Origin of the sequence: Flavimaricola marinus, from assembly GCF_900184895.1 — a bacterium.
GTDB lineage: Bacteria > Pseudomonadota > Alphaproteobacteria > Rhodobacterales > Rhodobacteraceae > Flavimaricola > Flavimaricola marinus.
Genome location: NZ_FXZK01000002.1, coordinates 87,231 through 107,599, shown reverse-complemented (window position 1 = coordinate 107,599; position 20,369 = coordinate 87,231). Strand labels below are relative to the sequence as shown.

The window sequence follows — 20,369 nt, the reverse complement described above, 5'->3', positions numbered from 1 at the left end:
TAGAAACGTCCATTCACGATTTCATGCTACGGGGAGAGGACATGAAAACGATCTGGACCACAGGGGCCGCACTGCTTCTGACGACCACTACTGCAGGGGCCGTTGGCCTCGACCGATCCAATCAGGATGTTTCAGCCATTTTCGAAGACGGAAACTATGCTGAATTGAGCTTTGGCTATGTCATGCCGACGGCCACGGGGACCGATCTCGGCTCTGGTTTCGACTACGACAATGTCGCGGAGGAATTCTTCCAGTTCGGCGCGAGCCTGAAGATGGACTATGGTCCGAACACGTCCTTTGCGTTGATCGTCGATCAGCCGTTCGGCGCCGACATCCTGTATCCGGACAACCCGGCGACGCCGCTTCTGGAAGGCACGGCCGCCCAGCTCAACAGCGTCGCGTTCACAGCCGTCGGTCGCTACAAGTTCAACGACAATTTCAGTGTTCACGGTGGTGTGCGTGCTGAAACGCTTGACGCAGAGATCTCCTTGGGCGGTTTGGCCTATGGTGGCCTCGACGGTTACAACGTCGAGCTCGAAAGCAGCACTGCGTTTGGTTACCTCGCCGGTGTCGCCTACGAGCGCCCGGACATCGCGTTGCGCCTCGCCGTCACTTATAACAGCGCGATCACCCATGAATTCAACTCGATTGAATCGGTCAACGGCGTGATCGTGAACCCGGGCTCCATCACCGAAGTTCAGACCCCGGAAGCCGTCAATATCGATTTCCAGACCGGAATCATGGCGGACACGCTGCTGTTCGGTCAGGTGCGCTATGCAATGTATTCCGAAACGCTAGTATCGCCCGATTTCTTTGCCGCGAACACGGGCGGCGGCAGCCTGACAGACATCGACGATGCAGCCTCTTACAGCATCGGGATCGGCCGCCGGTTCACGGATGAATTCTCGGCCTCCTTCTCGGTCGGATACGAGGAATCGACCGATCCGCTGGTGTCGCCGCTCTCTCCTTCGGATGGACAGACGTCGCTGGCGCTGGGTGGTCAGTACACCTTTGACAACATCGTGCTGTCTGGCGGCGTGCGCTATACCATGCTGGGCGACGCCATGCCGGAGACCAGCGGCGCGGCCCGTGCCGACTTTACCGACAACAGCGCCCTGTCGATCGGCATGAGCATCGGCTACCGTTTCTGAGCCTTGCCCAGACTACGATTTCAAGCCCCGCATCCGGCAACGGACGCGGGGCCTTTTCATTCCATGCTCTACAATTTCCACAGAAATCGGATTGCGAATGCCGGGATGGCGCGCGTAAGTGAGCCATGACCACGCAATTGACCATGCCGCTTCGCGTCTGGGCCGAGATGGCCCTGCTGGCCCTGTTCTGGGGCTTTTCCTTTTTGGCCATCCGCGTGGCGCTGGACGAGGTGGGCCCATGGACCGTCGTTGCGGCGCGTCTGGCCGGGGCGATGGTCGTCCTGTGGCTGTGGGTGCTGATCCGTGGCTATGCGGTCCCGCGCACGGCCAAGATTTGGGTCGCCTTTATGGGCATGGGGTTCCTGAACAACGTCATCCCTTTCGGCCTGATCGCTTGGGGGCAGCAGAGTATCGAGACCGGGCTGGCATCGATCCTGAACGCATCCACCGCAGTCTGGGGTGTGCTAATCGCAGCCCTATTCCTGCCCGAAGAGCGCCTGACGTGGCGGCGCGGGATCGGTGTGTTGATCGGCTTTCTCGGTGTGAGCACCGCCATCGGCCTAGAGGCGCTGCGCAATTTCGATCTGCGCTCCGTGAGCCAGCTGGCGATCCTCGGCGCGGCGGTCAGCTATGGTTTTTCTGGCGTCTGGGCCCGACGCAACCTGCGGGGTCTGCGCCCCGAAGTGGCCGCCGCTGGCATGTTGACCTGCTCGTCCCTCGTGACCATCTGCCTCGCGGGTTATTACGAGAATCCTCTGGGCTCTGACCTGCATGCAAGCACGTTGATTGCCTTGGCGTATCTCGCCGTCTTTGCGACCGCGGCGGCCTATCTGGTGTATTACCGGGTGATGGCCCAAGCGGGCAGCGGCAATGTGATGCTTGTGACCTTGCTTGTCGCGCCGGTGGCCATCGTTGCGGGCGCCGTCGTTCTGGGTGAAGCCCTGCCTCCTCGCGCTTATGCGGGCTTTGCCATGCTGGCGCTGGGTCTCGTGGTGCTGGACGGTCGATTGATCGGAGCCAAAAAACCTCTGGCCCCAACCGCGATGCCCCGCTAGCAAGGGGCATGATTTACGAGACCTCTCAGAATTGGTTGAAAGCCGAGCGCCGCAAGGTGCTTGTGTTCGGCATGTCGGGTTTGGGCAAGACCCACCTCAGCAATCTGCTGCGCGACAATGGCGACTGGTTTCACTATTCGATCGATTACCGCATCGGCACCCGCTACATGGGCGAGCTGATCGTCGACAACGCCAAACGCGAGGCGATGCAGGTGCCGTTCCTGCGTGACCTGTTGATGACGGATTCGATCTATATCGGCTCCAATATCAGCTTCAACAATCTGACCCCGGTCTCTACCTACCTTGGAAAGCCCGGAGATCCGACCAAGGGTGGCCTGCCGTTTGCAGAGTATACCCGCCGTCAGGATCAATTCATGAAGGCCGAAATCCAGGCCCTCCACGACACCCGCTATTTTATCGACCGCGCCGAGATGCTGTACAGCTATCCGCATTTCATCTGCGATACCGGTGGCTCGATCTGCGAATGGGTGGACCCGGATGATCCCGATGATCCGGTGATGTCAGAACTGTCGCAGACCACGCTGATGATCTGGATCGAAGGCTCCGACGCCCATACCCAGGAATTGATCCGCAGGTTTGACCGCGCCCCGAAGCCGATGGCCTATCAGCCGGAATTTCTGGACAACGTCTGGGCGGAATATCTCAAGCAAACCGGGTTGGCGGAAGAAGAGGTCGATCCCGACGCCTTTATCCGCTGGACCTATGCCAAGGCACTGGCCCATCGCCAGCCGCGCTATGCCGCGATGGCCCGCCGCTGGGGCCTGACCGTCAAGGCGGAGGACGTGTCCGCTGTCCGCAGCGAGGCCGATTTCACCGCTCTTGTCGCGCGCACGTTGGACGATCACCGCTCCATGCAATAATCCATTGCCGCCGTGATCGCCCGATCCGATCCCCGCAGGCCGAAATCCACCTGTGCCCGACCGTCCCGGCTGAGCACGGAGACCCGCCCGCCGTCCTGAAGCGCCATGACGAGCCGGGAGGCACGCGGCACCTCTGCGACGAGAACTCCATTGCGCTGCTCCATGTCGAGCCATTCGACGCTTTGTCCGTCGACGATCCACTGTGCTTCGCCCCTGTCGATAGTGGCGCTGCGCAATACGACAGAGATCGGCCCCCTGCTCTCGCAAGTAAGGATCAGCTGTTGTGACAGATCATCCGAGCTGATCGCAGCAAAGCCACCGTGTTCGGGATCCTCCATCCGTCCGAATTCCCACGCGGGTCCACTCAGCCCGTCCGACGGGCAGGCCAAAGCCATGCAGGCCTCATACCCAGCCCCGAGCCGGCCCGGGAACGTCACGCTGCACCCGAGAGCGCATTCCCCAGCCGGCTGGGCTAGCCCCGCGGCGGGCCAGACCATCCCGCAGATCACCACCATAAAGGTCCATTTCATCGCGCATTCTCGTTTCCAGACAGGATCCGACGAAACCTATCCCCCTGCCCGTTACTTTTTGGTGTCCAAGCCTTATGTGTCACGGTAAACCCCGACCCTTGAGAGTTCCAAGAACAGGCCAGACCGATGCCCATCAAACTGCCCGCAACCCTACCCGCCTATGACATACTCACCCGCGAGGGCGTGATGGTGATGGACGAGGATCAGGCCGCACGGCAGGACATCCGTCCATTGCGGATCGGTCTGCTGAACCTGATGCCCAAGAAGATCCAGACCGAGACCCAGTTTGCCCGCCTGATCGGTGCCACGCCGCTACAGATAGAGTTCAGTCTGATCCGGATGACCGACCATCAGACCCGCAACACTGCCGCCGAGCATATGGAGGAATTCTATCGCCCGTTTGCCGAAGTCGCCGCCACGGGCGAGAAATTCGACGGGTTGATCATCACAGGCGCTCCCATCGAGCATATGCCCTTCGAGGAGGTCAGCTATTGGGATGAGCTCAGGACAGTGATGGACTGGACCCAGACCCACGTACTGTCGACCTTCGGCGTGTGCTGGGGCGGCATGGCGATGCTCTACCATTTCCATGGGGTGAAGAAACACATTCTGGATGCCAAGGCCTTTGGCTGCTTCAGACATCTCAATCTCGGCCATGCCTCGCCCTATCTGAGCGGGTTTTCCGACGAATTCGTGATCCCCGTCAGCCGCTGGACAGAGATCCGCCAGGACGAAGTCGACGCGGTTGCGGGCCTCAACACCTTGTTGGCCTCTCCCGAGGTCGGCCCGTGTCTGATCGAGGATCCTGCCCATCGGGCGCTCTACATATTCAACCATTTCGAATATGACAGCGGCACTCTCAAGGAAGAATATGACCGCGATGTCGCTAATGGCACCGCCATCAACGTGCCGCAGAACTATTATCCCGACGACGATCCGTCACGTCCTCCGGCGAACCGGTGGCGAAGTCACGCGCACCTTCTATATGGTAACTGGCTGAACCAGATCTATCAGACCACACCATACGAGATTGATGACATTGGCCGCTAGAACGATTGCCCTGTTGAGTGTTGCCGCCGTCGCGGCCTTTGCGTTCGTAACCGACCGCCGCGCGTCTGCGCGGTCTCTCCAAGCGGAAATGGATTACCCGCCGATTGGGCAGTTCGTCGAGGTGAATGGCCGTTCGGTCCACGCCTATGTGACCGGCAACGGCCCGGATCTGGTGCTGATCCACGGCGCCAGCGGCAATCTGCGAGACTTTACACAGGACTTCGTCGACCGCGTCAGCGACCGCTACCGTGTCATCGCGTTTGATCGCCCCGGCATGGGATACACCGACCGCACCGATCCCGACTATGATCCCGCATTCACATCTGAGGCCGAAAGCCCCGAAGAGCAGGCCGCCTTGTTGCAGGCGGCCGCATTGGCCCTTGGTGCCGAACGCCCCATCGTGCTCGGCCAGTCCTTCGGCGGCTCCGTGGCGATGGCATGGGCCCTGAACCATCCAGAGCACGTTTCCGGCCTCGTCATCGTATCGGGCGCGACAATGCCGTGGCCCGGCACATTGGACCCGCTCTACCGCGTCAACGGCTCCAGCTTTGGCGGGGCCATCCTGCCGCCGCTCATTTCGGCTTGGGTTCCGATGCAATATGTCCGAGACGTCGCCGCTTCGGTCTTTGCCCCGAATCCCGGGCCGGAAAATTATGCGGACAAGGTTGGCGCGGCGCTGTCGCTGCGCACCGAGACCCTCCGCGCGAATGCACGTCAAGTGAACGGATTGCGCCCCTATGTCGTGGCCATGTCGACCCGGTATCCAACAGTGTCCGTCCCGACCGAGCTGATCCATGGCGACGCCGACACGACGGTGCCTCTCGACATTCACTCCCGCCCGCTGAGCCAGTTGGTCCCGGACGCGAATTTGGTCGTTTTGTCTGGCATCGGCCACATGCCCCACCACTCCGCCCCGGACGATGTCGTGGCGGCGATTGACCGCGCCGCAGATCGGGCCGGATTGCGCTGAGCGCATCGCGTCGCCATATTGAACTTAACAACAGAAAGGCGAGCAGATGACCCTGCCATTCGATGGCGCGATCAGCGCATTCTATGCGGCCCCCGAGCAAGCCCATCTGCGTGAGTTGATCGACGGCTCTGGCAAGAAGGACGTGGCCAATCCGAGATTTCCCTATCCCGAGGCCTGGGACAAGGACGACTACGAAAGCACCCTCGAGGCGATGCAGGTCGAGCTTGTGAAACTGCAGGCTTGGGCGAAAGCGAGCGGTGCCCGCATCGCAGTGGTGTTCGAGGGCCGGGATGCTGCCGGAAAAGGTGGCACGATCAAACGCTTGCGCGAGAACCTTAATCCTCGCTCCGCAAATGTCGTGGCCCTGTCAAAGCCGACCGAAACCGAAGCTACCCAATGGTATTTCCAACGCTATATCGCCCATCTGCCGGCCGCCGGTGAGTTGGCGATTTTCGACCGTAGCTGGTATAACCGCGGCGTCGTCGAGCATGTCTTTGGCTTCTGCACCCCTGAGCAGCGTGAGAAGTGGTTCGAACAGGTCAATCCGTTTGAACAGATGCTCGTCGATGAAGGCATCACCTTGATCAAGTTCTGGCTCAATGTCGGTCAGGCGACGCAGCTGGAGCGATTTCTCAAGCGTGAGAAAGACCCTCTCAAGCAATGGAAGCTGAGTTGGATCGACGTCGAGGGCCTCAAGAAATGGGATGCCTATACGGCGGCCATTCATGAGACGCTGACCAAGACCCACACCGAGGCCGCCCCGTGGCGGGTGATCCGCGGCGACGACAAGCGCCGCGCCCGCGTCGCGGCGATCCGCGCGATCCTGTCCGAAGTGGACTACACCGGCAAGGACAAGAAGGCGGTGGGCAGGGCGGACGACAAGATCATCGGCAACCCTGTCGAGTGGGCCGATCTCTGGGCGGCGCGGTAAGCTCATGGCCAAACGCGGCTATCACCACGGCAATCTGCGGCAAGCTCTCGTCGACGCCTGTCTGGCGTTGATCGAAGCCAAGGGCCCGACCGGTTTCACCCTGTCGGAAGCCGCGCGCGAGGCGGGTGTGACCCCGGCTGCGGTCTATCGGCATTTCGAGGGCCGTGAAGACCTGATCGCCGAGGCTGCATTGCAAGGTTATGAAATCTTTGCCGACTTGATGGACTATGCCTACAATGAGGGGAAACCATCGGCACTGGCCGCGTTCGAGGCGACGGGCCGTGCCTATCTGGCCTTTGCCCGGAAATACCCCGGCCACTACGTCGCAATGTTCGAAAGCGGTATCTCCATTCAGCGCACCCCCGAACTGAATGCGACGGCAACACGGGCGATGGGTGTCTTCGAGAAAGCCGCCGACGAGTTGAGCCAGCATATCCCCGAGCACAAGCGCCCGCCGCCGCAGATGTTCTCCGCCCATATCTGGGCGATGAGCCACGGCGTCGTCGAGCTTTTTGCCCGCGGATCGCCGGGCACCAAGAGCCCGTTTCCGCCCGAAGACCTGTTGGAGACCGGGATTGGCATCTATCTGCGCGGGCTGGGCCTGATCGCCCCTGACGACTAGCGCCTAAGCGGGCAGCAGAACCAGCGAACGTTCGTCCCAGATCACCTTGGTCTTGGCTCCAACGTCGAGCACCGGGCGCCCGATCAGGTTTTTCATCGAGATCGTGAGAGCGGATTCGACGCCCGCGATGCGCACGTCGTAATAGGTCATGTCGCCGTAGTAGACGACCTCGGAGACCGTCGCGTCGACCACACGCCGCTGTGTGGTTTCACCGTCGAACAGGATCGCCAGTGTTTCCGGGCGAATGCCGATGCTGACCTTCCCTGGGACCGTCCCTTGCGGGACTTGGGATGCCGGCAGTTCTGCGCGCCCCAGCCCCGCCACGTCGACCGAGACGGTGCCTCCGTCCGTCGTCACTACGCCGGTGAGGAAGTTCATCTTGCCGATGAATTCGGCCACTCGGCGGGAGTTCGGGGCGCGATAGAGCGTTTCCGGGTCGTCCATCTGCCCGATCTCGCCTTCGAACATCACCGCGATGCGGTCGGACATGACAAGCGCCTCTTCCTGATCGTGCGTGACCAGAATGAAGGTGATCCCGACCTGCCGCTGCAATCGGATCAATTCGACCTGCATCTGTTCGCGCATCTTCTTGTCGAGCGCGGAGAGCGGCTCGTCGAGAAGCAGCACCTTGGGCTTGAGGATCAGCGCCCGGGCCAGCGCGACCCGCTGCCGCTGACCACCTGACAGTGCGTGCGAGGCACGTCCGCCAAATCCACCCAGCCCGACCATGTCGAGCGCTTCCTTCACGGCGGCGCTCTTTTCCTTCTTGCTCATGGAGGATTTCCGCAGCCCGAACGCCACGTTTTCGGCAACGCTCAGATGCGGAAAGATCGCGTAGGACTGAAACACCATATTCGTCGGCCGCAGGTTGGCGGGCACGCCGGACATATCCTTGCCGTCGATCTTGAGCGTGCCGTCGGACAACCCCTCGAACCCGGCGATCGTCCGCAACAGTGTGGTCTTGCCGCAACCCGACGGACCCAGCAACGAGAAGAACTCGCCCGCCTTGATATCGAGATCGATACCCCGCAGCGCATGATAGGTGCCATAGTATTTCTGCACGCCGCGCAGGGAAATAAGGGCTGTCACAGGAAACCTCCGGAGTCTTTGATGCCTGCGCGGGCGAGCCCCCGGCGACGGAAATACTCGGCCGTGGCCAAGAGAACGATAGACAGCGTCACCAGCAAGGTGCCGAGCGCCATCACGACCGGAAGCGACGCGGGGAACCGAAGCAGCCCCCAGATATAGACCGGCATGGTGGGATTGGACCCTGTCAGGAAGAACGCGATGATGAATTCGTCGAGGCTGATCGTGAAGGAGATTAGCATCGAGGAGATGATCCCCGGCACGACGAGCGGCAGGATCACGAGCCGAAAGGCGCTCCAGCGCGTTTCACCGAGGTCAAGCGCGGCCTCTTCGAGCGCCGGATCGATATTCTGGAAGGCACCGTTCAGGATCGCGATCGAGAACGGGGTGCAGATCAGCACATGCGCCATGATGATCGTCCAGTTCGACAGCTGCATATCCAGCACCTGCCGCAGCACGATCAGCAACGATACCGCGACGATGATCTCGGGCAGCACGAGGGGCAGCATGATGAAGCCGGTGATCCCCTTCTTGCCCGGAAAGCTGGCCATCGCCCCGGCCCGCGCCGCGCATACCCCGAGCAAAGTCGCGAAGATCGCCGTCATCATCGCGATGAACAGCGAATTGCCGACGGCGTCGTGCAGCGCCTTGTTCGTCCAAAGCTCGCCAAACCACTTGGTGGTGAACCCTTGCAGCGGAAAGGCGATGATCGTGCCGTCGTTGAAGGCAAAGATCGGCAGCAGCAGGATCGGCGCGTAGAGGAACAGCAGATAGGCGATGGCGTAGATTTTCAGACCGCTTCCCTTCATGACCGCCCCCTGAGCCAGCGCCGGTTGAGGAACACAAAGAGCAGCGAGATCGCCGTGACGCAGATCATGGCCACAAGCGCCAACGCCGCCCCGAGCGGCGCGTTGTTCAGCGCGAGAAACTGGGTCTGGATCATGTTCGCGATCAGCTTGCCCCCGGCGCCGCCCATCAGTTCGGGCGTCACGTAATCCCCGATGGTGGGGATGAAGACGATCAAAACCGCCGCCACGAGCCCCGGCATGGAGAGCGGCAGGGTCACCCGGAAAAACGTCGAGAGCCGTGTTTCGCCGAGATCCTGACTGGCCTCGAGCAACGAGCGGTCGATTTTTTCCAGAGCCACGAAGATCGGCAGGATCGCAAAGGGCGCGAAGGCGTGCGCCAGTGTGATGATCACCGCATTCACGTTGTAGAGGATAAAGGTCAGCGGCTCGTCGATCACCCCCAGCCCCATCAGCCCCGAATTGACGACGCCGTTGTAGCCGAGGATGACTTTCCACAAGAAGACCCGGATCAGATAGCTCGTCCAGAATGGGATGGTGATCAGGAACAGCCAAATGGATTTGCGGCTGGGGTCGACATGGAAGGACACGAAGTAGGCAATCGGATAGGCCAGAAGCACGGTCACGATCGTGACGCAGCCCGAGACGTAGAGCGACCGTTGCAGCAGCAGACCATAGATCGGCTGGGTAATGATCTCACGGTAGTTGTCGAGCGTGAACGTGGTGTTCACATCCATGAAGTCCTGCGTCCAGAACGAAAACAAGATGATCGCGAGCAATGGCACGGCGAGCAGAAGCAAGGCATAGGCAAACGGTGGCGCCATGAGCAGCGCGGCACGCCCACCTTCGGATTGCCCCCATCTGAATCTTGCCATTTGCAGCCCTCACCTGAGATCACCAATGCAATCCTGCGCCAATGGAAAGATCAATGGGCAATCAACTGGTCAAGAGAAATATCCCTGCGTCGCGCTTTGTCCTGCTCTCGATGTGGTCGCACTCGGGCTTTCCCACCGCCGAATAGTCGCTCGTTGAATCCGTCGGGCAGCCTTTACCTCTCAAGCGGTAAATGGACTCAAGGCCGGGCCATGAGACTATTTGCAGCCTGACCTTCGACCGAGCCGAGCCTTGGGGCTACTCTTGAGCGGCCGGTGTCAACGCCCGCTGCATCAGCACCGTATCGACCCAGCGACCGTGCTTGAAGCCGACGGCCTCCAGCGTGCCGACCATCCGAAAGCCCTGCGATTTGTGGAGACCGATGGACGCGGCATTTGCACTGTCGCCGATGACCGCGACCATCTGCTGCCATGGGCCGGCCTCGCATTCCCGAAGCAGGTCGGCCAGAAGTGCCTTGCCGACCCCCCGCCCGCGGGCGTCAGGCGCAAGATAGATCGACCCTTCGACTGTATGCCGGTAGGCCGGGCGTGTGCGGTAGACGCTGGCGTAGGCATAGCCCAGAACCCGTCCGTCGAGGACCGCGACCCGGTGCGGATAGCCCTGCCCCAAGATGGTCCGCCAGCGCTCGGTCATCTCGGCCGTCGTCGGCGGCACCTCTTCGAAGGTGGCGACATGGTGCAGGACTTCGGCGGCGTAGATCTCGGTGATCTCGGGCAGATCGGCCTCGAGCGTGGTGCGAATGATCAGGTCTGACATGGGCTCTGTCTCGGGTTGGAATGAAAAAGGCCCCACCAGATTGCTCTGGCAGGGCCTCCAAGTCGTAAACCAAACGGATTAGCGCTTGGAGAACTGGAAGCTCTTACGGGCTTTTGCCTTACCGTATTTCTTCCGCTCGACCACGCGGCTGTCGCGGGTCAGGAAGCCGGCTGCCTTGAGCGCGCCGCGGAGCGACGGATCGTAGAGTTGCAGCGCCTTGGAGATGCCGTGCTTGACCGCACCGGCCTGACCGGAGAGGCCGCCGCCCTTGACGGTGGCGTTTACGTCGAACTGGCCCGACACACCGGCAACCTGGAAAGGCTGACGGAGGATCATCTGCAGCACGGGGCGTGCAAAGTAGATGGGCATGTCCTTGCCGTTGACAGTGACCTTGCCGGAGCCCGGCTTGATCCACACGCGGGCGACGGCGTCTTTGCGCTTGCCTGTCGCATAGGAGCGGCCCAGCTCGTCGCGCACCGGCTCACGTGGAGCGGCGGCTTCGGCCAGTGTTTGCGCTGCCGAGGATTCGACGCCAGTGGCGACCGCGCCCAGCTCTTCGAGGGAATTGATCTGATCGGCCATGATTACGCGGTCCTCGTGTTCTTCTTGTTCATGGACGCAACGTCCAGAACTTCGGGCTTTTGGGCGTCCATGCCATGCTCGGTGCCTGCGAAGACACGCAGATGGGTCATCTGCTTGCGGCTCAGCTTGTTGCCAGGCAGCATCCGCTTGACGGCCTGCATGACGACCCGCTCGGGGTGATCGCCTTCGAGCAGCTCACCGGTGGTGCGGAACTTGATGCCGCCCGGGTGGCCGGTGTGCCAGTAGTTCTTTTCGCCACGCTTGTTGCCAGTGATCTGCACCTTCTCGGCGTTGATCACGATGACATTGTCGCCCATGTCCATGTGCGGCGTGAAGGAGGGCTTGTGCTTGCCCCGGAGACGCATGGCGATGATCGAAGCGAGACGGCCCAGAACGATGCCTTCGGCGTCGATCAGGATCCATTTCTTTTCGATATCCGCGGGCGTCGCGGTAAAGGTTTTCATGTGGTCTACCTGTGGTTACGGGGGCGCAAGGAGCGCCCGGCATTGGATGGAGGGGTTATAGAGGCTGCGCCACCATCGTCAAGCGCGATATCGCGCAATAAATACCGCCTTTTCAATGCCTTGCAAATTGGGTATCTATTTACCCCACATTACTACACCGAAATTCTCTGCGGCGGTCGATCCAGAAGCTCTCGCAGAGCGTCGAGCGCCCCGACAAGTTGATCCCCCTCGAGCATGCCATTCAATGCCAGTCGTACGCCGTGCACTCTTCGGCTGTCACGCAGCGCGAAATCCTCGGCCGATTTGAGCAACACGCCCGCCGCCTCTGCCGCCTGACAGAATTCGCCGGCCCGCCAGCCTTCGGGCAGGTCCAGCCAGACGAAGGGCACCTGCGGATCCCACGCGACGTGATACTTGCCCAGGCTGTTCACGATGGTCTGCACATCCCGCCGCATCCACTCCAGCAACCGGTCGCGAACCGCCCGCATGTCAGGGTGCCCCGCCAGAAATGCATAGAGGTCGGTCGCGAACCGGCTAACTGCAAAGGAGGCGAAGCTGGCGCTACGCTGAAGCCGCTCCGCCCAACCGAGGGGTGCAACAATAAAGCCGATGCGCAGTGCCGGCGAGAACGATTTCGACGGCGACGCCACGTGCCAGCCTAGATCGGGAATCAACGCCCGATAGCTCGGCCCCCGATGGTCGCGCAGCCGGTAACAATCGTCGTCCAACACATGGACGCCGTGATACTGAGCAATCCGTGCAATTTCTGCCCTTCTCTCCGACGTCGTCGTCCGCACCAAGGGATTGCTGATTTCCGCCGAGGTGCAGAACATCTGCGGCCCGTGCTCGCGCACGAGCGCCTCGAAGGCGACGGCGTCCGGTCCGCTGGCATCCCAAGGCACGCCCACGACCTTTGCCCGGCACAATTCGGCCCCCCGCACAAAGCCGGAATAGGCAAGCTCGTCGACCAGCACCACCGGCTCCGCCCCGGTCAGGACCGTTTGCATGATCAGAACCACCCCGTTCTGACCGCCGTTCGACAGAACGATGTCGGCCTCCGAGAACGGGCCGATCGGAGCATTCTGCAATTGCCCGGCATAGGCACTGACGGTGGCGGCCTCGGTCAGCTGGCTGGGATAGCGCAGAAACGCCTCATCGCTGAACTGCTCTGCCAGTGTCACCATCCCCTCGCGCATCATTGCCACTTGCCCGACATCGGGCAAACGCGGTGACAGCAGCGAAACGACAGCCCCGTCGCTTGGATGCACATAGGGTGTAAAGCCGCTGGTCTTTGTTGATCTGGTCGTCTGGTCAGCAACGAAAGTGCCACGCCCGACCCCCGCGGTGAGATACCCGGCCTCCGTCAAGACCGAATAGGCTCGAGCAATCGTTCCCGGCGTCACCCCGAGTTGAAATGCCAGATCGCGCACAGGCGGCAACTGTTGGCCGGGCATCAAAACTCCCCGGTCGATGTCGGTGCGCAAGGCGTCCGACACCAGCCTGTACTTTGGAGCCTTCGCCTCATGCAGCGTGTCAGGCGATATTGTATCCAATACAATCATTTTCTGGACGTCTCCATGGGCGCATTGTATCAATCCACTATAGCGCAATCGCTACATTGTATCAATACAAATCAGGACAAGGATCATGACCCTCCCGGCACTACAGTCTCACAACGCAATTGCAGTCTTGTCGGCTGCCGACAAGCTGCCACCACTGTCTCAAGTGGTCTTTGCGGTGTCGCTGCGCGTGATGACCTGGGAGATGCGGTCGCGAACCCGACGCGCACTGGCCAAACTGTCCGCCAGAGAGTTGGCGGATATCGGGCTGAGCCCGGCGACGGCTCAGCGCGAAGCTCAGCGGCGGTTCTGGCAGATCTGAGCGCGCTTCAAGTTTCTTCCCGACTGGGCCGGATATCGATCCGGCCCTTTTTTTATCGTCACCCGAAAAGGATGCAGCGCATAGGACGGTCGGGACGTTTGCATGATGCCAATCAAAATCGCGTGCGGCGCAGCCGCTCAATGCGGTCAGAGCGCGTAGAGACCCGCGAATTTGGTTTCGAGATAATCGAGCAGCGGTTCCACCGAGGGCGCCATGCCGCCCGCCTTGGTGATCACTTCGACCGGCGTGTAGAGCCCGCCATGCTGTTGGACGGCCTCCTTGAGCCAGGTCGTCGCGCGGCGTGTGTCGCCTCTCCCCAGATCGTCGTCGAGGTCCGGGATGTCTTTGCGCAGCGCCTGATGCAAACAGCCCGCGTAAACATTGCCGAGAGTATATGTCGGGAAATACCCAAACAGTCCGACCGACCAATGGACATCCTGCAGCACCCCGTTGGAGGGCTTGTCCACGGCAAAGCCGAAATCGGCCCTGAAACGGTCGTTCCACGCCGCTTCCAAATCTCGCAGCGCCAGATCGCCCGAAATCAATGCCCGCTCAAGATCGAAGCGCAACAAGACGTGCAGGTTATACTGCACTTCGTCTGCTTCGGTCCGGATGAACCCGTCCGAGACACGGTTCACGAGCTTGTAGAAGCTCTCGGCGTCCGCGACACCGAAATCTCCGAATTGGTCGCGCATTTGGCCGTAAAGCCAACCGGTGAAGGCGGCGCTCCGACCAAGCTGGTTCTCATATATCCGGCTCTGGCTCTCATGGACCCCCATCGAAACCCCGCTGCCCAGCGGCGTCAGCCTGTAGGCCGGGTCGATCGCCTGCTCGTAGGCCGCATGGCCGACCTCGTGGATCGTCGAATAGAAGCAGTTGAACGGGTCGACCGGATTTGTCCGCGTCGTGATCCGCACATCGGCTCCGGAGCCAGATGAGAACGGGTGCACGGCCTTGTCGATCCGACCGGTGGACAGGTCGTAACCGAAGCCCAATGCCAGCTTGGTCGAAAGCGCCAGCTGACCGGCCTCGTCGAACGAGCCGCTCAGTGCCTTGGGTGCTTCTGCGGCGAGCACCCTTGCCCGCAGGTCCACAAGCCGTGGCCGCAAGGCATCGAACATCTCCGACAGGCTTTGCGCAGTAGCTTCGGGTTCGTAATCGTCGAGCATGGCGTCGTAGACGCTCTTGTCGGTGCCGGCGGCCAGCGCGGCGCCTTCCTCGCGCTTGAGACGCAGCACCTTTTCGAAGGTCGGCAGGAAGGCCGCCACATCTTCGCCAGCACGCGCTTCGGCCCAGATGCCCTGCGCCTTGGACGTGACCCGCGCGATCTCGGCGGCGAGGCGCACAGGAATTTTGGTGGCCCGGTCGACGCTGCGCCGGATCAGGCGCAGGTTGGCGGCGGCGACATCGTCGGACGCGACGGCCTTGCCGAGCCAATCTTCGAGCCGGGGATCCGTCCGCCGGGTATGCAAGACCCCTTCCATCGCGGCCATTTCCTCGGACCGCTGATCGGCCGCTCCTCGCGGCATCATGGTCTCTTGGTCCCAACCCAGCCGTCCGGCGACCTGTCCCAGTGCCTGGGTTTCGCGCTCGAAGGCCATCAGTTCGTCATATGCGGTCATCGGATGGTTCCCCTCACGGATTGGGCCTTGGGATAGCGGGCCAGAAACCGGCCCTGCAGGATCAACACCCAAAGCACGACGGCTCCGAACTGGTGCAGGATCGCCATTTGCAGCGGGGCGGAATAGAGTACGGTCACGATGCCCAGAACCATCTGGATCAGAAGCATCGCCATGACAGCATTGTACGCGAAACGCGTGCCGGTGTTGGCAGACCGCCGTGCCCGAAGCCAGACCGCGATACCGACTGCGAACAGCAGGTAGCCCATCATCCGGTGGATGAATTGAACCAGCCCGGCATCCTCGAAGAAATTCCGCCAGACCGGGCTCAATACGAAGGGATCGGGTGGCAGGAAGCCGTCGCCCATCAGCGGCCAGGTCGGAAAGGCCCGTCCGGCGTCGATACCGGCGACCAGCGCCCCGAGAAGGATCTGCACGAACGCCAGCCCCATGAGCAGCGTCCCCGCTTGAAACAGCCCCGGCTCGCCTGCCCGTCTCGCTTGCAGAATGTCAGCCTGCCGCCGCCCCAATTTGAGGATGAACCACGTCAGCACGCCAAGGATGGCGAAGGCCATGCCCAGATGAGTCGCCAACCGGTAGGAGGCGACATCGAGCCGCTCGCCCTGCAAGCCGGAGTGGACCATCCACCAGCCGACCGCCCCCTGGACACCGATAAGCGCACCGACGAGGAACAGCGGCCAAACCCAACCGGTCGGGATCCGTTTCGTCGCCCAAAAGCCGATGAATCCGACCGCCCAGACCAGCCCAATGATCCGTCCGAGCTGCCGATGCCCCCATTCCCACCAATAGATATATTGGAATTGCGCCAAGCTCATGCCCGCATTCTGTTGCTGATACTCGGTCGTTTGCTGGTAGGCTTCGAATTCCGAGGCCCAGTCGGCGTCGGAAAGCGGCGGCACTGCGCCGGACAACGGCGCCCATTCGGTGATCGACAGTCCGGAGTCCGTCAGTCGGGTCATCCCGCCCACGGCGATGATGACCGCAACCAGCACGAACAGGATCTTGAGCCAGAGCCGGATCGCGCCTCGTGCGTCGACCCGTCCACGGTCGATGGCTCCGGGGGCTGCGACGGCCTTTTCGGTCGTGCCGACCTCTTCAAAGATGCTGCGATTGCTGCCCGGTTTCGGTTTCAGCCCCATCTGGCGCTCCCTTGTCTCTTTCCCAGATACCTAATCCTGCGAGCCTAGGGGGGCAAGCGTCAGCCCCGCTCCTTCCATCGGACCATCTGCCGCAGGATCCCGTGCAGCATCTGTGCGTCTGCACGCGTCAAGGGCATCCGGCTCCAGAGATTGCGCAGGTTGAGCTTCATGGAATCGGCCTTGTGATCGGGAAAGAAGAAGCCTGCATCGTCGAGCCGTTCTTCGTAGTGCCGCGCCAGTGCCTCGACCTCTTGCCCGTTGGCCCATTCGGTTCCGGCCATTTCCGTTCTTGCGGCAACCGCCTCTTGTGTGGCCCGCCGCCATTCGTAGGCGGTAAGCAGAACACATTGCCCAAGGTTGAGCGAGGCGAATTCGGGGTTCACCGGAACGGTGATCGTGGCATTGGCCAAGACGATGTCTTCATTCTCGAGCCCGGCACGCTCTGGCCCGAACAGAACGGCCACCTTCTGCCCGGAGGCGATCCGGGCCGCGGCGTCCGCCATCGCGGCCTCTGGTGTCAGGATCGGCTTGGTCAGGTCGCGCCCGCGGGCGGTGGTGGCATAGACATAGGTGCAGTCGCCGACCGCCTCGGCCGTGCTGTCGTAGATCAGCGCCTCGTCCAGCAGCCGCCCTGCCCCGCTGGCCATCGCCACCGCCCGCTCGTTGGGCCAGCCATCGCGCGGCGCCGTGACCCGCATCCGGTCGAGCCCGAAATTCCACATCGCCCGCGCGGCGGCCCCGATATTCTCGCCCATTTGCGGGCGGATCAGGACGAAGGCAGGTTGCGGCGTATCGGTAGGCATTGGGGTTCCTTTGCAATGTCGGCCGGTGATACGCTGGCCCATGGACCGAAGCAAGGAGGCCCCGACATGGCGTATGACAGCGGATTGGCCGAATTGATGCGCTCCGAACTGGCGGACGTCAGCGGCGTGACAGAGAAGAAGATGTTCGGCGGCCTGTGCTTTCTATTGCACGGCAATATGATTTGCGGCGTTCACAAGGGCGGCGGCATGGCCCGTGTGGGCAAAGCGCAAGAGCCGGACGCGCTGACGATCGAAGGCGTCAGCCCGTTGAGCTTTACCGGGCGGCCGATGGGCGGGATGGTCGATGTGTCCGAGGACAGTCTGGCCGACGACGCCCTGCGCGCCCGGATCGTGACTATGGCTCTGAGCTACGCCCGCTCGTTGCCTCCCAAGTAGCCAAGCCTGAAAATCCCGGCTATAGCAGCGCAACCGCTTCTGACGAAAAGATAACACCATGTCTGACACCGCGCCCGATCATCCGCAGATCTACCTGATCACTCCGCCGGAACTGGAGCTTTCCCGCTTTCCTGCCACGCTCGCCGCCTGCCTCGATCGCACCGAGGTGGGCTGTGTGCGCCTGAGCCTCGCGAGCCGCGATGAAAGCCACATTGCCAAGGTCGCCGACGCATTGCGCGAAGTGACCCATGCCCGTGACGTGGCACTGGTTATCGACAGCCATATCCTACTGGTGGAGCGGCTTGGCCTCGACGGTGTTCATCTGACGGACGGCGCCCGCTCGGTCCGCAAGGTTCGAAAGGATCTGGGCGATGACGCGATTGTCGGGGCGTTCTGTGCCGATAGCCGCCACGACGGGATGACCGCGGGCGAGCTCGGCGCTGACTACATCAGCTTTGGTCCCGTCGGTGACAGCCCGTTGGGCGATGGTCGCCGTGCCGAGCTCGAGCTTTTCCAGTGGTGGTCGGAGATGATCGAAGTCCCGGTGGTCGCCGAAGGCGCGCTTGACGCTGACTTGATCCGGGCCTTGACGCCCCATACGGACTTTTTCGGCATCGGTGACGAAATCTGGAGCACGGACGATCCCGCTGCCGCGTTGGCGGCGATGGCGGCGCTGATGGTCTAGGCCGTCTCCTCGTCGGGCCAAATCCCGGCCTCTTCCAGCCCCTTGCGCACCATTGCCTCGGTCGCGGCCGCGAGCGCCTTGCGATCGGGATAGTCCCGTGCCTGTATCGGCGGATGGTAGATGACGTCGACCGCGCCTTGTGGTGACGCCCCCAAGGTGGCGATCAGGTGCGGCGCCAGATCCATGCCGCCCCACCAGCCATAAGCCCGCGGATCCGCGCCCGGCGGTGCGGAATAGGCGACCGTTACCGGCTGAATCCAGAGCGTATCCCGCAACGAATCGGACAGGAACGCCGCGAAGAGCGTCGGTTTGAACGCAAGCACCCGCCGTCCGTCCGTTGACGTGCCCTCCGGAAAGAACAGCAACTTATGCCCGGCCGCCAGCCGCGCTTGAAGGATCGCCAGTTGCGATTTCGCCTCGCGCCGATCCCGGTTGATGAAGATCGTCCCGGTGGCTTTGGCCAAGCGTCCGATACCTGCCCAGCCGGCAACCTCGGACTTGGACACGAAATAGATCCGTTTCGCCGCGTTGAGCGCAAAAATATCGAGCCACGAGGAATGGTTGGCCACCACCGCCCCCGGTTGCGCCATCGGCTGCCCTTTGACCCTGTATCGAATGCCCATGATCAGAAAGGCGCTGCGACAGACGAACTGGGTGATGTAGGGCGTCATCGGGCGACGATCTCCGAAGAGGGGCCGCTCGATGAGCCTGACCAGCAGAAGAATTCCTAGGCAGAGCACGATCAGGCCGGCTAGCAGCGCAGCCCGAAGACCCGCCCTGAGATAGCCGATCCATGTCAGCGAAACCGGCGCGGAGACCGCTTTCGCGTCCCAGGTCATTTCGCTGGTATTGGCCACGCGACTACGGGCGCCCTTGTCCGGCGTAGATCGCCTTTTGCCGTTCGTTCAGACGGGCGGTCTCCATCACCAGACATACGTCGGTGGTGTTGAACGCGTGATCGACAAAGACGCCCTCGCCGAGATAGCCACCGAGCCGAAGGTAGGCTTTGATCAGCGCCGGCATCGCCTGAACCGCGGCGACCCTGTTGATCTGATCCTCGCGCAACAACGTGATGCCTTGTGCTTGCCGCGACCGCACCCGAAACGCCTCCGGAGCCAGATGATTGCAGTGCAGCATCGACAGGGGCTGCGTCAGGGCGTCGGGATTGGTACCATGGAACGAGGCCACGCCGAACAGGATGTCGATCCCTTCTCGTCGAACGTAATCGGCCAGGCCCTGCCAGAGATGATACATCGCCGCCCCGCCCCGGTAATCCGGATGCAGGCAGGAACGACCCAATTCCAGCAGCCGCAGCCCGGATTGCAAGAGCGGCGACAGATCGTATTCCTGCGCGGAGTAGAACGCCTGGTCTGCCGATCCGTTCGACTGGATCAGTCGATAAACACCGACCACCTGCTCGCCTTCGGGCCGCGCCCGATCGCGCAGGACCAGCATCTGGGCCGAGGGATCAAAGGCATCGCATTCGATCCGCGCCTGATGATCGACCAAGGGCCCATCGCCGCCAAGCTCTTCGACAAACACGCAATACCGCAGGCGCAGCGCCTGTTCGCGCTCTTGCGCATCGCGAGCGAGGCCAACTTCGAACATCGGCGTTGCGGCCTTCATGCGCTCTGGCTCCCACTGTTGCACCGCTTCGGGCGGCTCGGATGCTCGGTATTTAGGCACCTGCCAACCTTTTGGCAACGGTATGACGCTATTGCTGCCCGAACGATACCGCTCCTTGGCCACAGAGCGGATTGACTATGCCGGCCGCGTTGCTACCGTTGGTTGTAGCGGGTGGGACTGCTAAAGGGACACTAATATGAGCGTGACGCGATTGCCGTCAAAGACCACCTTTCCCTCGTTCGGGAAATTTACCGTTATCCGCCCGGCGATATTGGACTGCACCTGCCCGACACCCCAGTCCGGTTCGTCGGGATGGCGCACAAGCATGCCGGGGGCCAGCATGGCGTTCAGGTCTGACACGGGCACATCCTTTGGTGTCATGCGATGAGCCGCCGCCCGGATTTGACAGCGCTCGTCGGGT

24 protein-coding genes are annotated in these 20,369 nt (G+C 61.8%); 10 read left to right on the top strand and 14 right to left on the bottom strand.

The features are described from left to right. The first annotated feature begins 41 nt into the window (after nt 1-41). The 3 genes from LOM8899_RS07365 to LOM8899_RS07355 all read left to right on the top strand — a co-directional run bounded on the left by LOM8899_RS07365 (nt 42) and on the right by LOM8899_RS07355 (nt 3,087). Nucleotides 42-1,151, top strand: coding sequence for an OmpP1/FadL family transporter (locus tag LOM8899_RS07365; protein WP_093991566.1), 1,110 nt, complete (start codon nt 42-44; stop codon nt 1,149-1,151). Between the two features lie 125 nt (nt 1,152-1,276). Then, complete coding sequence (locus tag LOM8899_RS07360; RefSeq protein ID WP_093991565.1) at nt 1,277-2,206, top strand: DMT family transporter; 930 nt, start codon at nt 1,277-1,279, stop codon at nt 2,204-2,206. A gap of 8 nt (nt 2,207-2,214) precedes the next feature. After that, the gene (locus LOM8899_RS07355) at nt 2,215-3,087 is read left to right on the top strand and encodes an ATPase (RefSeq protein WP_093991564.1); all 873 of its coding nucleotides are present in this window, start codon (nt 2,215-2,217) and stop codon (nt 3,085-3,087) included. Here the strand turns inward: LOM8899_RS07355 and LOM8899_RS07350 are convergent. Then, nucleotides 3,069-3,617, bottom strand: coding sequence for a hypothetical protein (locus LOM8899_RS07350; protein WP_093991563.1), 549 nt, complete (start codon nt 3,615-3,617; stop codon nt 3,069-3,071). The two genes, LOM8899_RS07355 and LOM8899_RS07350, sit on opposite strands and share 19 nt — an antisense overlap. A 126-nt stretch (nt 3,618-3,743) precedes the next feature. Between LOM8899_RS07350 and metA the strand changes: the two genes are divergently transcribed. Genes metA through LOM8899_RS07330 form a run of 4 tightly spaced genes read left to right on the top strand, consistent with a single transcriptional unit; the run spans nt 3,744 to nt 7,190 of the window. After that, nucleotides 3,744-4,667 (top strand): homoserine O-acetyltransferase MetA, encoded by a 924-nt coding sequence (metA, locus tag LOM8899_RS07345; RefSeq protein WP_093991562.1) that lies wholly within the window; start codon nt 3,744-3,746, stop codon nt 4,665-4,667. Beyond that, nucleotides 4,651-5,637 (top strand): alpha/beta fold hydrolase, encoded by a 987-nt coding sequence (locus LOM8899_RS07340; protein ID WP_093991561.1) that lies wholly within the window; start codon nt 4,651-4,653, stop codon nt 5,635-5,637. The genes metA and LOM8899_RS07340 overlap by 17 nt, the downstream gene beginning before the upstream one ends. Nucleotides 5,638-5,683: 46 nt before the next feature. After that, on the top strand, nt 5,684-6,568 hold the full coding sequence (gene ppk2, locus LOM8899_RS07335) for a polyphosphate kinase 2 (protein ID WP_093991560.1): 885 nt from the start codon (nt 5,684-5,686) through the stop codon (nt 6,566-6,568). 4 nt (nt 6,569-6,572) lie between these two features. Continuing rightward, nucleotides 6,573-7,190, top strand: a complete 618-nt coding sequence (locus tag LOM8899_RS07330; protein WP_093991559.1) for a TetR/AcrR family transcriptional regulator — start codon at nt 6,573-6,575, stop codon at nt 7,188-7,190. A gap of 3 nt (nt 7,191-7,193) precedes the next feature. On the opposite strand, the gene LOM8899_RS07325 is transcribed toward LOM8899_RS07330, so the two are convergent. From LOM8899_RS07325 to LOM8899_RS07295, 7 genes are all read right to left on the bottom strand, one after another. Then, complete coding sequence (locus LOM8899_RS07325) at nt 7,194-8,279, bottom strand: ABC transporter ATP-binding protein (RefSeq protein ID WP_093991558.1); 1,086 nt, start codon at nt 8,277-8,279, stop codon at nt 7,194-7,196. Further along, nucleotides 8,276-9,085 carry an ABC transporter permease gene (locus tag LOM8899_RS07320; RefSeq protein WP_093991557.1) on the bottom strand — a complete coding sequence of 270 codons (810 nt, stop codon included), beginning with the start codon at nt 9,083-9,085 and terminating at the stop codon, nt 8,276-8,278. Before LOM8899_RS07320 ends, LOM8899_RS07325 begins: the two co-directional genes overlap by 4 nt. Further along, nucleotides 9,082-9,957, bottom strand: coding sequence for an ABC transporter permease (locus tag LOM8899_RS07315; protein ID WP_093991556.1), 876 nt, complete (start codon nt 9,955-9,957; stop codon nt 9,082-9,084). The genes LOM8899_RS07320 and LOM8899_RS07315 overlap by 4 nt, the downstream gene beginning before the upstream one ends. 256 nt (nt 9,958-10,213) lie before the next feature. After that, complete coding sequence (locus LOM8899_RS07310; RefSeq protein ID WP_093991555.1) at nt 10,214-10,732, bottom strand: GNAT family N-acetyltransferase; 519 nt, start codon at nt 10,730-10,732, stop codon at nt 10,214-10,216. A gap of 78 nt (nt 10,733-10,810) precedes the next feature. Further along, nucleotides 10,811-11,314, bottom strand: a complete 504-nt coding sequence (rpsI, locus tag LOM8899_RS07305; protein WP_093991554.1) for a 30S ribosomal protein S9 — start codon at nt 11,312-11,314, stop codon at nt 10,811-10,813. A gap of 2 nt (nt 11,315-11,316) precedes the next feature. Beyond that, complete coding sequence (rplM, locus tag LOM8899_RS07300; protein ID WP_093991553.1) at nt 11,317-11,778, bottom strand: 50S ribosomal protein L13; 462 nt, start codon at nt 11,776-11,778, stop codon at nt 11,317-11,319. Between the two features lie 152 nt (nt 11,779-11,930). Continuing rightward, entirely contained in the window at nt 11,931-13,340 is a 1,410-nt protein-coding gene (locus tag LOM8899_RS07295; RefSeq protein WP_093991552.1) for an aminotransferase-like domain-containing protein, read from the bottom strand. 85 nt (nt 13,341-13,425) lie between these two features. On the opposite strand from LOM8899_RS07295, the gene LOM8899_RS07290 reads away from it, so the two are divergent. Then, a complete protein-coding gene (locus LOM8899_RS07290; protein ID WP_093991551.1) occupies nt 13,426-13,659 on the top strand; it encodes a DUF1127 domain-containing protein in 234 nt (77 codons plus the stop codon). 146 nt (nt 13,660-13,805) lie between these two features. On the opposite strand, the gene LOM8899_RS07285 is transcribed toward LOM8899_RS07290, so the two are convergent. From LOM8899_RS07285 to LOM8899_RS07275, 3 genes are read right to left on the bottom strand one after another with little or no spacing between them, the layout of a single operon-like run. Further along, nucleotides 13,806-15,281, bottom strand: a complete 1,476-nt coding sequence (locus tag LOM8899_RS07285; protein ID WP_093991550.1) for a carboxypeptidase M32 — start codon at nt 15,279-15,281, stop codon at nt 13,806-13,808. Then, complete coding sequence (gene ctaA / locus LOM8899_RS07280) at nt 15,278-16,438, bottom strand: heme A synthase (protein WP_093991549.1); 1,161 nt, start codon at nt 16,436-16,438, stop codon at nt 15,278-15,280. Before ctaA ends, LOM8899_RS07285 begins: the two co-directional genes overlap by 4 nt. A gap of 59 nt (nt 16,439-16,497) precedes the next feature. Further along, the gene (locus tag LOM8899_RS07275; protein WP_093991548.1) at nt 16,498-17,241 is read right to left on the bottom strand and encodes an RNA methyltransferase; all 744 of its coding nucleotides are present in this window, start codon (nt 17,239-17,241) and stop codon (nt 16,498-16,500) included. A gap of 66 nt (nt 17,242-17,307) precedes the next feature. Here LOM8899_RS07275 and LOM8899_RS07270 point away from each other — a divergent pair, with 66 nt between their 5' ends. Then, nucleotides 17,308-17,637, top strand: coding sequence for a TfoX/Sxy family protein (locus LOM8899_RS07270; RefSeq protein ID WP_093991858.1), 330 nt, complete (start codon nt 17,308-17,310; stop codon nt 17,635-17,637). A gap of 58 nt (nt 17,638-17,695) precedes the next feature. After that, nucleotides 17,696-18,322, top strand: a complete 627-nt coding sequence (locus LOM8899_RS07265) for a thiamine phosphate synthase (RefSeq protein ID WP_093991547.1) — start codon at nt 17,696-17,698, stop codon at nt 18,320-18,322. Here LOM8899_RS07265 and olsA read toward each other — a convergent pair. The 3 genes from olsA to LOM8899_RS07250 form a co-directional block, all read right to left on the bottom strand. Next, nucleotides 18,319-19,161 (bottom strand): lyso-ornithine lipid O-acyltransferase, encoded by an 843-nt coding sequence (gene olsA, locus LOM8899_RS07260; RefSeq protein ID WP_093991857.1) that lies wholly within the window; start codon nt 19,159-19,161, stop codon nt 18,319-18,321. The genes LOM8899_RS07265 and olsA overlap by 4 nt on opposite strands. Nucleotides 19,162-19,183: 22 nt before the next feature. Continuing rightward, on the bottom strand, nt 19,184-19,948 hold the full coding sequence (olsB, locus tag LOM8899_RS07255; RefSeq protein ID WP_093991546.1) for an L-ornithine N(alpha)-acyltransferase: 765 nt from the start codon (nt 19,946-19,948) through the stop codon (nt 19,184-19,186). Nucleotides 19,949-20,128: 180 nt separating this feature from the next. Beyond that, complete coding sequence (locus LOM8899_RS07250) at nt 20,129-20,308, bottom strand: DUF3553 domain-containing protein (RefSeq protein ID WP_093991856.1); 180 nt, start codon at nt 20,306-20,308, stop codon at nt 20,129-20,131. Between the last annotated feature and the right edge of the window lie 61 nt (nt 20,309-20,369).

Coding starts and splice junctions, on each gene's coding strand:
- LOM8899_RS07285 (WP_093991550.1), bottom strand. CDS start 15,281: ATGACCGCATATGACGAACTGATGGCCTTCGAGCGCGAAACCCAGGCA.
- rplM (WP_093991553.1), bottom strand. CDS start 11,778: ATGAAAACCTTTACCGCGACGCCCGCGGATATCGAAAAGAAATGGATC.
- olsA (WP_093991857.1), bottom strand. CDS start 19,161: ATGACCTGGGACGCGAAAGCGGTCTCCGCGCCGGTTTCGCTGACATGG.
- LOM8899_RS07310 (WP_093991555.1), bottom strand. CDS start 10,732: ATGTCAGACCTGATCATTCGCACCACGCTCGAGGCCGATCTGCCCGAG.
- LOM8899_RS07315 (WP_093991556.1), bottom strand. CDS start 9,957: ATGGCAAGATTCAGATGGGGGCAATCCGAAGGTGGGCGTGCCGCGCTG.
- LOM8899_RS07295 (WP_093991552.1), bottom strand. CDS start 13,340: ATGATTGTATTGGATACAATATCGCCTGACACGCTGCATGAGGCGAAG.
- olsB (WP_093991546.1), bottom strand. CDS start 19,948: ATGAAGGCCGCAACGCCGATGTTCGAAGTTGGCCTCGCTCGCGATGCG.
- LOM8899_RS07320 (WP_093991557.1), bottom strand. CDS start 9,085: ATGAAGGGAAGCGGTCTGAAAATCTACGCCATCGCCTATCTGCTGTTC.
- LOM8899_RS07270 (WP_093991858.1), top strand. CDS start 17,308: ATGGCGTATGACAGCGGATTGGCCGAATTGATGCGCTCCGAACTGGCG.
- LOM8899_RS07350 (WP_093991563.1), bottom strand. CDS start 3,617: ATGAAATGGACCTTTATGGTGGTGATCTGCGGGATGGTCTGGCCCGCC.
- LOM8899_RS07265 (WP_093991547.1), top strand. CDS start 17,696: ATGTCTGACACCGCGCCCGATCATCCGCAGATCTACCTGATCACTCCG.
- ppk2 (WP_093991560.1), top strand. CDS start 5,684: ATGACCCTGCCATTCGATGGCGCGATCAGCGCATTCTATGCGGCCCCC.
- LOM8899_RS07330 (WP_093991559.1), top strand. CDS start 6,573: ATGGCCAAACGCGGCTATCACCACGGCAATCTGCGGCAAGCTCTCGTC.
- LOM8899_RS07290 (WP_093991551.1), top strand. CDS start 13,426: ATGACCCTCCCGGCACTACAGTCTCACAACGCAATTGCAGTCTTGTCG.
- metA (WP_093991562.1), top strand. CDS start 3,744: ATGCCCATCAAACTGCCCGCAACCCTACCCGCCTATGACATACTCACC.
- ctaA (WP_093991549.1), bottom strand. CDS start 16,438: ATGGGGCTGAAACCGAAACCGGGCAGCAATCGCAGCATCTTTGAAGAG.
- LOM8899_RS07355 (WP_093991564.1), top strand. CDS start 2,215: ATGATTTACGAGACCTCTCAGAATTGGTTGAAAGCCGAGCGCCGCAAG.
- LOM8899_RS07360 (WP_093991565.1), top strand. CDS start 1,277: ATGACCACGCAATTGACCATGCCGCTTCGCGTCTGGGCCGAGATGGCC.
- LOM8899_RS07365 (WP_093991566.1), top strand. CDS start 42: ATGAAAACGATCTGGACCACAGGGGCCGCACTGCTTCTGACGACCACT.
- LOM8899_RS07340 (WP_093991561.1), top strand. CDS start 4,651: ATGACATTGGCCGCTAGAACGATTGCCCTGTTGAGTGTTGCCGCCGTC.
- LOM8899_RS07275 (WP_093991548.1), bottom strand. CDS start 17,241: ATGCCTACCGATACGCCGCAACCTGCCTTCGTCCTGATCCGCCCGCAA.
- rpsI (WP_093991554.1), bottom strand. CDS start 11,314: ATGGCCGATCAGATCAATTCCCTCGAAGAGCTGGGCGCGGTCGCCACT.